Annotated in this window: 14 protein-coding genes; 10 read left to right on the top strand and 4 right to left on the bottom strand. The window is 68.9% G+C overall.

Annotated elements, in window-relative coordinates:
* Positions 1 to 55 precede the first annotated feature (55 nt).
* On the bottom strand, positions 56 to 961 hold the full coding sequence (locus D456_RS0108330; protein WP_026115689.1) for an alpha/beta fold hydrolase: 906 nt from the start codon (positions 959 to 961) through the stop codon (positions 56 to 58).
* A 165-nt stretch (positions 962 to 1,126) separates the two neighbouring features.
* Between D456_RS0108330 and D456_RS0108325 the strand changes: the two genes are divergently transcribed.
* The 4 genes from D456_RS0108325 (at position 1,127) to D456_RS0108310 (ending at position 4,591) form a co-directional block, all read left to right on the top strand.
* Positions 1,127 to 2,086: a metal ABC transporter substrate-binding protein gene (locus D456_RS0108325; protein ID WP_017575713.1), complete on the top strand. Its 960-nt coding sequence runs from the start codon at positions 1,127 to 1,129 to the stop codon at positions 2,084 to 2,086.
* A complete protein-coding gene (locus tag D456_RS0108320; protein ID WP_017575712.1) occupies positions 2,083 to 2,835 on the top strand; it encodes a metal ABC transporter ATP-binding protein in 753 nt (250 codons plus the stop codon). The genes D456_RS0108325 and D456_RS0108320 overlap by 4 nt, the downstream gene beginning before the upstream one ends.
* Positions 2,823 to 3,695, top strand: a complete 873-nt coding sequence (locus D456_RS0108315; RefSeq protein WP_017575711.1) for a metal ABC transporter permease — start codon at positions 2,823 to 2,825, stop codon at positions 3,693 to 3,695. Before D456_RS0108320 ends, D456_RS0108315 begins: the two co-directional genes overlap by 13 nt.
* A 152-nt stretch (positions 3,696 to 3,847) precedes the next feature.
* Complete coding sequence (locus D456_RS0108310) at positions 3,848 to 4,591, top strand: metallophosphoesterase (protein ID WP_017575710.1); 744 nt, start codon at positions 3,848 to 3,850, stop codon at positions 4,589 to 4,591.
* Between the two features lie 65 nt (positions 4,592 to 4,656).
* Here the strand turns inward: D456_RS0108310 and D456_RS0108305 are convergent, their stop codons facing one another.
* Positions 4,657 to 5,469, bottom strand: a complete 813-nt coding sequence (locus D456_RS0108305; RefSeq protein ID WP_017575709.1) for a thioesterase family protein — start codon at positions 5,467 to 5,469, stop codon at positions 4,657 to 4,659.
* A 315-nt stretch (positions 5,470 to 5,784) separates the two neighbouring features.
* Here D456_RS0108305 and D456_RS27755 point away from each other — a divergent pair, with 315 nt between their 5' ends.
* The 5 genes from D456_RS27755 to D456_RS0108280 all read left to right on the top strand — a co-directional run bounded on the left by D456_RS27755 (position 5,785) and on the right by D456_RS0108280 (position 10,070).
* A complete protein-coding gene (locus tag D456_RS27755; RefSeq protein ID WP_017575708.1) occupies positions 5,785 to 6,447 on the top strand; it encodes a septal ring lytic transglycosylase RlpA family protein in 663 nt (220 codons plus the stop codon).
* Positions 6,448 to 6,659: 212 nt separating this feature from the next.
* The gene (locus D456_RS0108295; RefSeq protein WP_017575707.1) at positions 6,660 to 6,983 is read left to right on the top strand and encodes a hypothetical protein; all 324 of its coding nucleotides are present in this window, start codon (positions 6,660 to 6,662) and stop codon (positions 6,981 to 6,983) included.
* Positions 6,984 to 6,993: 10 nt separating this feature from the next.
* Complete coding sequence (locus D456_RS0108290) at positions 6,994 to 7,482, top strand: hypothetical protein (protein ID WP_017575706.1); 489 nt, start codon at positions 6,994 to 6,996, stop codon at positions 7,480 to 7,482.
* Between the two features lie 16 nt (positions 7,483 to 7,498).
* On the top strand, positions 7,499 to 8,719 hold the full coding sequence (locus D456_RS0108285) for a site-specific integrase (RefSeq protein WP_017575705.1): 1,221 nt from the start codon (positions 7,499 to 7,501) through the stop codon (positions 8,717 to 8,719).
* A gap of 79 nt (positions 8,720 to 8,798) precedes the next feature.
* The gene (locus D456_RS0108280) at positions 8,799 to 10,070 is read left to right on the top strand and encodes a hypothetical protein (RefSeq protein ID WP_017575704.1); all 1,272 of its coding nucleotides are present in this window, start codon (positions 8,799 to 8,801) and stop codon (positions 10,068 to 10,070) included.
* Between the two features lie 64 nt (positions 10,071 to 10,134).
* Here the strand turns inward: D456_RS0108280 and D456_RS0108275 are convergent, their stop codons facing one another.
* The gene (locus D456_RS0108275) at positions 10,135 to 10,620 is read right to left on the bottom strand and encodes a hypothetical protein (protein WP_017575703.1); all 486 of its coding nucleotides are present in this window, start codon (positions 10,618 to 10,620) and stop codon (positions 10,135 to 10,137) included.
* Positions 10,621 to 10,746: 126 nt separating this feature from the next.
* Between D456_RS0108275 and D456_RS0108270 the strand changes: the two genes are divergently transcribed.
* A complete protein-coding gene (locus D456_RS0108270; RefSeq protein ID WP_017575702.1) occupies positions 10,747 to 11,151 on the top strand; it encodes an ankyrin repeat domain-containing protein in 405 nt (134 codons plus the stop codon).
* A 52-nt stretch (positions 11,152 to 11,203) separates the two neighbouring features.
* On the opposite strand, the gene D456_RS23840 is transcribed toward D456_RS0108270, so the two are convergent.
* Positions 11,204 to 12,646, bottom strand: coding sequence for an amino acid permease (locus D456_RS23840; RefSeq protein WP_230479908.1), 1,443 nt, complete (start codon positions 12,644 to 12,646; stop codon positions 11,204 to 11,206).
* Between the last annotated feature and the right edge of the window lie 229 nt (positions 12,647 to 12,875).

Genomic DNA, 12,875 nt, shown 5'->3' with positions numbered 1-12,875 from the left:
CAAGAGCGGCAAACAGCTCCGAGGATACCGCCCCCACCCCCTGCAGAAGGCCGACTCAGACCGGGCTCTCGCACCCGCGCACCCCCGGCCCGGCCCCGGGACTGTGCTGATCCAGGAAATCCCGCACCAGAGCATTGACCAGACCGGGGGACTGGCGCTGCAACCAATGCCCGTGCCCGCGCACCATCCGCAGCCGCGCCCCCGGCACCCGGCGCATCGCCGCGATGGTGTCCCGGGGCGAGACGACCACGTCCCGATCACCCTGCAAGAACAACGTGGGCGCGAGGACACGGCCCAGGTGCGGGCGCAGATCCACGTTCACCCCCCACGGGTTCAACGAAGCCTTCTGCCAGTCCGAGGGCCCCGCACCGTTCTGCCGCACCTCCTCCCACATCAGGGACACCACCTCATCGAAATCGGCCACCGGCCCGGCGAACAGCACACGGCGGGCCAGCGCCGCCACCTGCGAACGCCGGCGCGTGAACAACGAAGGCACCCTGGTGTGCAGCAGCCGACTGCGCCCGCTCAACCACAACAACTGGTGCAGCCCCGGCGCGTAGGAACCCACCCCGCCCGGAGCCAGGGCCACCACCCGCTCCACCCGGCCGGGACGAGCGATGGCCTGGGCCAGCGCCACCGCTCCGCCCTGGGACAGACCCACCAGGTGAGCGCGCTCGAAACCGCAATGGTCCAGGACCGCATCCACCACCTCCATCAGGCCGGCGTGGTCGGCCACCCCGTTCCAGGGCCGGCTGCGCCCCTGCTTGGGCCAGTCCAGGGCCACCACCCGGTGCGTGGCAGCCAGATCCTCCAACAAAGGGCCCCAGCTGATCAGGGCATTGTTCACACCGCCCCCGCCCAGCAGCACCACCGGGCTGCCCCGCTCTCCCGCGCTCAGGAGGCTGAGCGGCCCCTCGGGCAATTCCACGGTCGTGCGCACAGGCGCAACAGGGGTGCTCATGGACCGGAGTCTAGGCCCCGCCCGGCCCGGCTCCCATGCCACACGCCCAACACCCGGGAGCCGGGCCCGCCCCGCCCACCGTCGCCGCAGCCCAGGACCGCCAGGGTTCGGCCCGCCTATGATAAAAAGTTAGGCACGCCGAACTTTAGAGATGGGACCGGTTCAATGCCTCGGACCGCAGCCACAACCGCCACGGCCCTGGCCACCACCCTGGCCCTGACCCTGACCGCCTGCTCCACCCCAAGAACCCCACACCACGACGAAGAACGCCCCCTGGTCCTGACCACCTTCACCGTCCTGGCCGACATGACCCGAAACATCGCCGGCAACCGCCTCCAAGTCGCCTCCCTCACCCGCCCCGGCGCCGAGATCCACGGCTACGAACCCACCCCCGACGACCTCGTCCGCGGCAACGAAGCCGACCTCATCCTCCAGAACGGCCTGGGCCTGGAAACCTGGCTCACCCAATTCACCGACCAGATCCACGCCCCCACCCACACCCTCACCGAAGGCATCGACACCATCCCCATCACCTCCGGCAACCACCAAGGCCAACCCAACCCCCACGCCTGGATGTCACCCGACAACGGCCCCACCTACGTCGACAACATCCAAAAAGCCCTGACCGAACTCGACCCCGAAGACGCCCACCACTACGAACAAACCGCCCAGAACTACAAGACCGACATCACCCAAGTCGGCACCGACCTGCACAACGCCCTGACCGAAGTACCCGAACACACCCGCGCCCTGGTCACCTGCGAAGGCGCCTTCTCCTACCTGGCCCGCGACACCGGCCTGACCGAGACCTACCTGTGGCCCACCAACGCCGAGAACGAAGGCACCCCCCAACAAATCGCCTCAGTCACCCAATTCGTCGAAGACAACGACATACCCACCGTCTTCTGCGAAACCACCGTCAACGACAGCGCCCAACAAGCCGTGGCCCGCGACACCGGCGCACACATGGGCGAACCCCTCTACGTCGACTCCCTCTCCCCACCCGAGGGCCCCGTCCCCACCTATCTCGACCTGCTACGCCACGACGCCCAAGCCATCACCCAAGGCCTCACCCCCACCCAGCCCCCGAACAACCAGGACGAGAAGGAGGACCACCAAGAATGAACACACCCCCAGCCATCCACGTCACCAACACCACCGTCCACTACGGCCACGTCCTGGCCCTGGACAACATCGACCTCCACGTCGAAACCGGAACCACCTGCGCCCTCCTGGGCACCAACGGCTCAGGCAAATCCACCCTGTTCAAAACCATCCTCGGCCTGACCCGACCCGACCACGGACACATACGCATCCTGGGCCACACCCACAACAAAGCCCGCCGCAGCGGACTACTCACCTACCTGCCCCAGTCCGAACAAGTCGACTGGACCTTCCCCCTACGCGTACGCGACGTGATCATGATGGGCCGCTACGGCCACATGGGCCCACGCCGCCGCCCCCGCCCCACCGACCACCAAGCCGTAGACCAAGCCCTGGAACAAACCGGACTGACCCAACTCGCCCACCGCCAGATCGGCGCCCTGTCCGGCGGACAACGCAAACGCGCCTTCCTCGCCCGCGCCCTGACCCAAAACGCCGACATCCTGCTCCTGGACGAACCCTTCGCCGGAGTCGACAAAAACTCCGAATCCACCATCATCGACCTCCTCCTACACATGCGCGCCCTAGGCCACACCCTGCTCATCTCCACCCACGACCTGACCCAAGTCCCCACCCTGTGCGACCAAGCCCTCCTCCTACAACGCCGCGTCATCGCCCACGGCACCCCCGAACAAGTCCTACGCCCCCAAACACTCATGCAGGCCTTCGAAAACCCCACACCCCAGAAAGGCCCCACATGGACACCCTGACCACCCTGACCGACTTCTTCACCCAACCCCTGCAATTCGCCTTCGTCCAACGCGCCCTCCTCGTCGCCGTGGTCGCCGGCCTGGTCTGCGCCGTCCTCTCCTGCTGGATGACCCTCATGGGCTGGTCCCTCATGGGCGACGCCGTCTCCCACGCCGTCCTGCCCGGAGTCGTCCTCTCCTTCGTCCTCGGAGCACCCTTCGCCGCCGGCGCCCTGGCCTTCGGAGCCGGATCGGTCGCCCTCATCGGCACCGTCAACCGCACCTCACGCGTCAAAGAAGACGCCGTCATCGGCGTGGTCTTCACCGCCATGTTCGCCCTGGGCCTGGTACTGATCTCCCGCGTACCCACCCAAACCGACCTGAGCCACATCCTCTTCGGCAACGTCCTGGGCGTCTCCGACACCGACATCGCCCAAATCCTGACCCTGGCCACCCTCGTCCTGGCCCTGATCTGGTACAAACACCGCGACCTGACCCTCTACGCCTTCGACCCCACCCACGCCCACGCCCTCGGCCTCCACCCGCGCCGACTGGAAACCCTCCTGCTGGGCCTCCTCGCCGTGACCGTCGTAGTGGCCCTGCAAGCAGTAGGCATCATCCTGGTCGTAGCCATGGTCATCACCCCCGGCGCCACCGCCTACCTGCTCACCGACCGCTTCGAGCACATGCTCGCCATCTCCGCCGCCATCGCAACATCGGCCGCCGCACTGGGAGTCCTCACCAGCTTCCACCTCAACATCTCCACCGGCGGCACCATCGTGCTCGCCCAAGCCGGCGCCTTCGCCCTGGCCTACCTGCTCTCACCCCGCCACGGCCTACTCGCCCGCCGACGCCGCCGCACCCGCCCCGCACACACCTGAACCCACAACACACAAAACACCAGCGCAAGAAGGCCACCAACCACCCGCACCCCCTCGCCACCCCGGTTGCCCACACCCACCACGCCCCATAACGTTCTGGCAAAAACCAGCCCGCCCGACCGGCAACCGGACCACCGGCGAAGGAACCCTCGATGACACTACTCCTGGCCCACATCAGCGACCTGCACCTGGACCAAGGCCCACGCGCCACCGAACGCGCCACCCGCACCCTGAACCACCTCACCCACCTCTCCCGCCGCCCCGACGCCCTCCTGATCACCGGCGACCTGGCCCACACCCCCACCCCCGCCCGCTACCGCCAAGCCGCCGACCTGCTCGACCTGCCCTTCCCCGTCCTGACCTGCCCCGGCACCCACGACGACCGCGCCGCCCTGAGCCGCTACCTGCTCCACCAGCCCCCCACCACCGGCCCCCTCAACCAGCTCCACCACATCAACGGCACCGCCATCCTGGTGTGCGACTCCACCACCCCCGGACGCGACGGCGGACACCTGCAACCCACCACCCTGATGTGGATCAACCAGACCCTGCAGGAGCTGGACCACAACACCCCTGCCCTCCTGGCCTTCCACCACCCGCCCATCCGCCTGCACCACCCCCTGGCCGACCACCTGCGCCTGGACAACACCCAAGACCTGGCCGGACTCCTGGGCGCCCACCCCCGCGTGGCCGCCATCCTGGTCGGCCACACCCACACCGGCGGCGCCACCACCTTCGCCGGACGCCCCCTGCTACTGGCCCCCGCCCTGATCCGCAGCGCCCCCATGCCCTGGGACAGCGAACACACCGCCGCCACGGACCAACCCCCCGCCGTGGCCTTCCACCTGCTCGACGACCAACACCGCCTGACCACCCACTTCCGCGCCCTGGCCTGAGACCAGGCCACAACAAGAGGGGACCGCCGGCCCCGTCGGCAGCCCCCTCGAACCCGCGAGCGCCCTCACACCAACATCGCCAACTGGCGGGCCTGGGCCACCAGCACCCCCGAACGGTCCCAGATCTCCATGTCCTCCTCGTGCAACCCGCCACTGACATGCTTGGTGAGAACCCGGCACGCCAGCCACCCCGCCACCGGCCGGGCCCGCACGTGCACACTCAACTCCACCGTCACCGTCGAGAACTCACCGATCTCCAACACCGCCGGCACAGCGAAATCCACCATCGAGACCAACGAGCGGGTATCGGCCTCCCGCCCATCGGCAAAACGCATCCAGAACTCGCTGTAGGGAGGGCCCCCGACCCGGCCGTCCAACCACCCGGGCCGCTGCGCATACCGGTACTCCACACTGGAAGCGATCGAGACCCCCTCGGGCTCCTCGAACTCGGCCGGGACCAGGCACCGCTCCGGCTCGGGCAACTGCGGGGGCTGATCCAGACTCAACACCCGCGCCCCGGGATCGGGGGACAGGTCACCGTAAGTGGCCCCGGCCCGCACCACCTCCTTGCCGCCCTGCTCCAACACCACCTGGCCGGTGGCCGTACGCCGCCCCTGGCGCACCACTTCGGTACGCACCACAGCCTGCCCCGGCGCTGCCGGACGCAGGAAGAAGGCCGAGACCGCCAAAGGATCGGGCTGGGACAGCTCCCGGCCCAGCCCGGCCAGGGCCGTGCCCAGCACATAGCCGCCGTTGGGGTGGGTGGTGAAGGTCGTCCAGGCATCGGTCAGGGCGGCGGTGTAGGTGCCCTCGGCGTGCTGGTGCACCGCGGTGTCGCGGTCGAAGCGGTACCCGTGGCGGGTCTGGTGCAGGCTCATACCCCGCATGTTACTGGCCAGTAGAAGCGGGGGAGGAGCACACCCCCCACCCCGCCCAAGCCCCGGTCTGCCCCAGCGTTTTCCCAGGCCACACACCCCACCACCCCCATCCGCAAGAGCCCGTGAGAAGTTCCACAACCCCCGCCCTCCAGCTACCGTTACCCCCGCGTTACCCATAGGCTCAACGCCCGGACCCACCCCCCTCACGGCCCCGGCCCCACCTGCCGCACAACCACACCAACAGGACAAACAACCCACGAACGCACCGCCCTCAGGGCCACCCACACACCCTGTTCCCCTTCCGAGGACAACCCGATGGACACACACCACACCGACCACACCCGACCCACCACACCCGGCCCCCGCCGAGCCGCAACCCGCCGCCGCAAGAAACGCGCCCTACTCACAGCCTCGGCCACCGGCGCCGCACTCCTGATCGCAGGCACCGCCACCGCCGCCGTCATCACCACCAGAACCCCACCCGAACACACCACCCAAGCCGCAACCATCCCCCCGGCCACCACCAACCCCCTCCACACCGACACCGGCACCGAACCCGACACCGACCACCCCCCCCCCCACGAACCCCCCACCACCTCCGCCCAAGGCCCAACCGTGACCCAAGAACCCGAACCCGAGACCCCCCAACCCACCGACACCGACCAGACCAGCGGCCGACCCACCGGAGAAAGCGGCACCTGCCAAGCCTCCTTCTACGGCGACGGCTTCCACGGCTCCACCACCGCCAACGGCGAAACCTTCGACACCTACGCCATGACCGCCGCCCACAAAACCCTGCCCTTCGACACCATGGTCGAAGTCACCAACCCCACCGACGGCCGCTCCGCGACCGTACGCATCAACGACCGCGGCCCCTACATCGACGGCCGCTGCCTGGACCTGTCCACCGCCGCCTTCGACCAAGTCATCGGCACCGGATCCGGCGTCGGCACCGTCCAATGGCACGTACTCGAATAACCCCGCACCCACACCACCCACACCACCCGAAAAAGCCCCACCCCCAGGCCGTTCCGGGCACCGACCCACGTGGAGTACGTTGGTCACACAAGGCGCCACAACCTGCCCCACCAGCAGCAGGGCACCCACCAGCGCCCCACCCGCCGAAGGCACCCGCACCAGCCCGACCGCCATGGCCCGCGCCGCAGAACCCGAAAGGCACCACGGCCCCCGTGTCTGACCGTCCCTCCACCACCGGCGGTGGCCACAACACCCGCCACCCCACCGGAATCCGCATCGTCCTGACCATCCTGGCCGCCCTGGCCCTGACCCTGGGACCCGCCGGCTACCTCAGGGGCCTGCAAGCCACCGCCCACGCCGGCTCAGCCGCCGAATGGTTCACCATCGCCTTCGGCGCCGCCGTCGGCCTACCCTTCCTCGGCGCCGCCGTCGCCACCGTCGCCGACGACCGCAGAGCCGCCCTGTGGTGCCTGACCCTCCTGGCCTGGCCCCTGGTGTTCGTGTCGGCCATCCACCTGTTCTCCCTGGGCGGGTAAGCTCCACGGCGTGTCACCCAAGAAACACAAACGCCCCAAGCACCACCCGCCCACACCAGGCCACGACACCACCACCGAAACGGCCCCCACCCGCCGCCCCGGCCGCGCACCCGTGGTCATACCCGACCCACCCGACCGGCGCATCACCGCCCTGTGGACCGGCCTGGCCCTGCTGTGGGCCCTGGGCACCCCCCTGGCCCTGGCACACCTGCTGTTCACCTTCATGGACCTGCAGGACACCCTCGCCCACACCCGAGCCGACCCCAGCACCCCCCTGCCCGGCGACCACATCAACGCCCTGGGCACCGCCCTGATCTGGCTCCTGGCCCTGGCCCTGGCCGTCCCCCTGCTCGCCACCCTCCTGGCCGCCCTCCTACGCCGCAAGATCGCCTTCTTCGGCTTCGCCGCCGCCCTGACCGCAACCGCCCTACCCCTGTTCCTGCTCATGCCGCCCACAGAACTCTGGCACGCCCTGACCACCCACTTCAGCGGCCCCTGAACAGCGAAAAACCACCATGCACCCACCCCACGACGACAGCCACGACCAAGTCCTGCCCGCACCCGTGGCCCAACGCCTGAACCGCGCCACCCACAGCGTCCTGGTCGACCCCCAAGCCCTCCAAGACGTCCGCGAACGCTTCGACACCGAACAAGCCCACATCCTGGGCCACTACCTCACCCAAGCCCAATCACCCAACACCCTGCGCGCCTACCGCACCGACTGGAGCCACTTCACCACCTGGTGCCTGGCCGAACACCGCCAAAGCCTGCCCGCCGAGGCCGTCGACGTCGCCGTCTACCTCGCCGCCTGCGCCCACACCCGCACCACCACCGGCACCTGGGCCCTGGCCACCTCCACCCTCCAACGACGCGCCGCCGCCATCGCCGCCGTCCACGCCGCCCACGGCCTGCCCTCACCCACCCGCACCGACGTCGTCCGCACCACCCTGCGCGGCATCCGCCGCACCCGCCGCACCCGCCCCCAACGCAAGAACCCCCTCCTGCTGACCACCCTGGAACACCTGCTCACCCAACGCCCCGACGACGGCTGGCCCGGGGGAGTGGCCCGCCGACGCGACGCCCTGCTCCTGCTCACCGGCTTCGCCGGCGCCCTACGCCGCAGCGAACTGGCCGCCCTGGACCTGGCCGACGTGGACCTGCGCACCGACCCCACCACCGGCCACCCCACCCTCACCATCGAACTGGGCGCCACCAAAACCGACCAAGAAGGACAACGCGGCCACCAGATCGCCCTCCCACGCGGCCGCCACCCCCACACCTGCTGCCTGTGCGCCTACACCGACTGGACCCACCTACTCGCCCACCACCACACCCACGGCCACCACAGCCTGCGCACCCACCTCCAACACACCACCCCCACACCCCCACCCACCCACCACCACTGCCACACCCTGCTCACCCACCCACCCCAACTCCCACCCAGCGCACCCCTGCTGCCCACCGTCGACCGCCACGGCCGCATCGGCACCCGCCCCATGTCCGGCCGCGCCGTCACCGAACTCGTCAAACGCTACGCCGCCCGCGCCGGCCTGGACCCCGCCGACTTCGGCGGCCACTCCCTACGCGCCGGCTTCGCCACCCAAGCCGCCCTCGGCGGAGCAGGCGACCGCGAAATCATGCGCCAAGGACGCTGGACCAACCCCCGCACCGTCCACGACTACATCCGCACCGCCGACCCCCTCGACGACAACGCCGTCACCCGCCTAGGCCTGTAACTACCAGCAACGCCACCAGACCGTGCGAACCCACCCCAGCGACACATTAAGTTAGTAAGGGGAGAAAGGGGACGGACGCATGGTTGAACAATTCCGCACCGCATTCCAACAACTCATCGACGCCTCAGTAGCAGCAGACCCCCACACCTTCCCCAACGCCGTCCACCACGTCCACACCCAAGCCACCCACGTCCCCACCCACGAACGCGAACTCGCCCTCGAAGCCCTCACCACCCTGCTCCACACCACACACCTGGCCCCCGGCATCACCGCCGACCTGACCGTCCTGGCAGGCGCCCTCGTCGAACTCGGCACCGACCCCGGCCCCACCGGCCCCCACATCCTCCACCTCCTGCACACCGTCGGCCAAGACGCCCTCACCTTCCTCCACGCCTGGAACCACACCGGCGGCGGCACCCCACCCGCCCCCGACCACACCACCGCCGACGCCGAAACCCGCGTCGCCACCCACCTGGGCCCCCACACCGCCCCCACCGCCACCATGAGCTGGTGGACCCTGGGCCGCCACACCCTGGCCGCACGCACCATGCTCAGCGAACCCGGCGTCCGCGCCCACATCCGCCGCGACCCCGCCCTCCACGCCAACCTCATGGCCCTGGCCAACCAACTCAGCCCCCACCTGACCGACTTCGACGACATCCGCGCACTCCTGCGCATGAGCGAAGCCACCTCCGCCCTGGTCCTGCACCGGACCACCGGCCGCGCCTTCCGCATCCTCTTCGACGGCATCGGCGACAACTTCCAACTCCACACCCTGCTCGCCGACGCCCTCCTCGGCGAACAAGGCCAAGGCCTCAACGGACCAGAACCCGATCCCCGCTGGGTCACCTCCTTCCGCGACGGCCCCACCGACCCCGACGCCCCCACCGTGTGGGGCTGGTGGAACCTGATCGCCCACGACGGCACCCGCGTCTGGAACGAAGGCGTACCCGCCGAGATCCCCACCGTCGAAGGCGAACGCCTCCTGGTCCTGGACCCCCAGCCCTCCCCGCGCTCCTGGAACGCCGGACGCCGCCACCCCCACGTCCACGGCTGGCTGATCGTGGACAGCGAACTGGACCCCACCGAAGCCGACCTGTGGTGGAAACACACCACCCCGGCCGAAACGGACCCGCCCCACCAGGACCAGCCCGAGCACACCCCCCTGCCCGTCACCACACCCGCACCGGAAACAGCCCCCCAACCGCAGACGGACCACGCACCCCAGGACGAGCCCGCACCCCAGCCGACCGAACCCGGCCGGCGCCGCGCCCACCCCGCCCTGGGCCTGCCGCCCCTACCCCCGGAAGTCTCCCGCAGCCACTCCTGGGGCCCTACCTGGCGGCACTGACACACCACGGGCCCGGACCCCGCCCCCGAGAGGGACCAGGCCCGGGCCCGACCGGACCCCACCGTCAATACCGGTGCTTGGGCCCCAGCTGCGAGGAATCCTGCTCATACAGACCCTCGAAATACTCCTCCTCACCGACCTCGCCCTTCTCCCGGCCCGTCCACCGCGTGCCCACGAACAACGGCGCCAACAACACCACCACCACGGGCACGAACACACCCAGCGGCAACAGCACCATCGCGCCCTCGGCACCAGGCACCATCGGCAGACGCTCCAGCAGATGCATCCGCACCACCGCCACAGCACTGGCCCCACCCATGGTCAAAGCAGCACCGAAGGCCACCATGGGCGTCAAACGGGACGGCACAGCCACCAGCGCCAAGATCAGACCGGCAGCCGCCAACCCGGCCAGAGCCAACGGCCCGGACCCGGCCAACACGGAACCGCCGCCAGCATGCAGATTCCTCACATGCGAGAACGCCCAGCCGGCAATCAGGACCAACAACGGACCCAACAGCAAACCGGACAAGAAGCCGACAACATGTCGCACGGGGGAGCTCCTCTCAGGGGTTGCGCAGAACCCTAACGACAAAAGCGAGCAGAACACCACACGCCGCAGAACAGCCAACCCCGAACCCCCCCCCCCCGCCACAACACCCCCGCTAGGCTCACCCCCGTGAGCAACCAACAACCCGACCACACCCCCCACATCGCCGAACTGGCCACCCGCATGTTCGACCACGCACGCCAAGGCCAGACCCAGACCCTGGACGCCCACCTACGCGCCGGCCTCCCGGTCAACCTCACCAACGACCAGGGCAACACCCTGCTCATGCTCGCCGCCCACCACGGCCACCCCGACACCGTCGCCACCCTCATCACCCACGGCGCCGACCTGGACCGCCTCAACGACCACGGCCACTCCCCCCTCTCCAGCGCCGTCTTCCAAGGCCGAAGCACCATCGTGGCCCTGCTCACCCACCACGGCGCCGACCCCGACACCGGAACCCCCACCGCCCGCGAGAACGCCCACCTGCTCGAAGCAAGCAACTACCTCACCCTCTTCGACACCCCTCCATAACCCGCCACAAAAACGGGGGCGCCCACCGGACACCCCCGCTGCACAAACACGCTCACCCCGAGCCCGCACCGCCCTGCTCGGCCTCACCCGCCTGCCGATCCTGCCGACGGGCCTCCTCAGGGTCGGCCCCCAGGCGCAACACATCAGTACTGGCCCGCCCAGGCACCGCCAACGCCACCGCACTGGGCTCGCCCGCCCCCAGACGACGCCGCAGCTCATAAGCCACCAGAACCACAGCCACCGACCCCAACGTCGCCCACAACGCCTGACGCTGATCCGGCAGGAAAGCCATCGACACACCAATGGTCACCAGCCCGGCCAACACCACCCACGTCAGATACGGAAACGCCCACATCCGCAACGTCAACCGGTGCGGCTGCAACCGGCGCACCCGCGCCCCCAACACCAACTGAGACGCACAAATGGTGATGAACAACACCAGTAGAATCGCACCGATCGAGGACACCAGGAACGGAAAAACCTGATCGGGGAACACATACTCCACCACCACGGCCACATACCCCACCACAGTGCCCAGCAAAATCGCCCGCACCGGCACACCACGACGGTTGGTACCACTCAACACCCGCGGAGCATCCCCCTGACGCGTGAGCATGAACAACATCCGCGACGAGGTGTACATCGCCGCATTCAACACACTCAGCACCGCAATGAAGACCACGATCTCCATGATCAGCGCCGCACCCGGGATCCCCACCCGGTCCATCACCGCAACGAAAGGACTGTACCCCGGATCCACACTCTGCCAGGGCAGCACCATCACCACGACCAGGATCGAGGCCACATAGAACAACCCGATCCGCCACAACACGTTGGTCACCGCCGAAGCCACACCCCGCTCGGGCTCAGCACTCTCCCCGGCAGCAACAGTGATGATCTCCACGCCACCGAAAGAAAACAGCACGACCACGGTCGCCGCCAGGACCGCCACCCACCCCTGGGGCACGAACCCGCCCTGAGCAAACAGATTGGACACACCCGGCGCATCCGAACCCGTCCACAACCCCAGCGACCACAACACACCCACCACCAGGAACGCCACGATCGTAGCGACCTTGACCAGGGAGAAGAACGACTCGGTCTCAGCAAACACCCGCACCGAGATCAAGTTGGCCACCGTCATCGACACCAGCACCAACAGAGCCAGCGCCCACCCCGGCAACGCCACCCACTGCGCCAGGATCGCCGCCCCCGCCGTCGACTCGGCCGCCACCAGCACCGCATACATCCACCAGTACAACCACCCGATGGCGAAACCACCCCGCGGCCCGAACGCCAACCGGGCATGGTCGGAGAAAGACCCCCCGGTGGGAACAGCCACCACCATCTCACCCAACGCCCGCAAGGTGAAGAAAACCAGCGCCCCCGCCAACACGTAGGACACCACCGCCGCCGGCCCCGCGGTCTGGATCACCGCCCCCGACCCGATGAAGAGCCCGGCACCCACCGAACCCCCGATAGCGATCAAGGCCATGTGGCGACGGCGCAGACTGTGCGCCAGACCCGCCCCTGCACTGTTGGCCGCATCCTGGTGCGGCATCCGACTCCTGCTCACCCGCACAAGCCTAAGAGCACACCACCCCCCACGCGCCCCTCACCCCCACACACAACATCCCATCACCCCACCAACACCCGTCCCCGAGCCGCTACCACGACACACCCCACCAACGCCACCACAAAAAGCAACCACACTGCTACCTTCA

The organism is Nocardiopsis kunsanensis DSM 44524, from assembly GCF_000340965.1.
In the GTDB taxonomy this organism is placed as follows: Bacteria; Actinomycetota; Actinomycetes; order Streptosporangiales; family Streptosporangiaceae; genus Nocardiopsis; species Nocardiopsis kunsanensis.
Note: the sequence above shows the minus strand (reverse complement) of the source record. Positions and strands in the feature narration are given on the sequence as shown.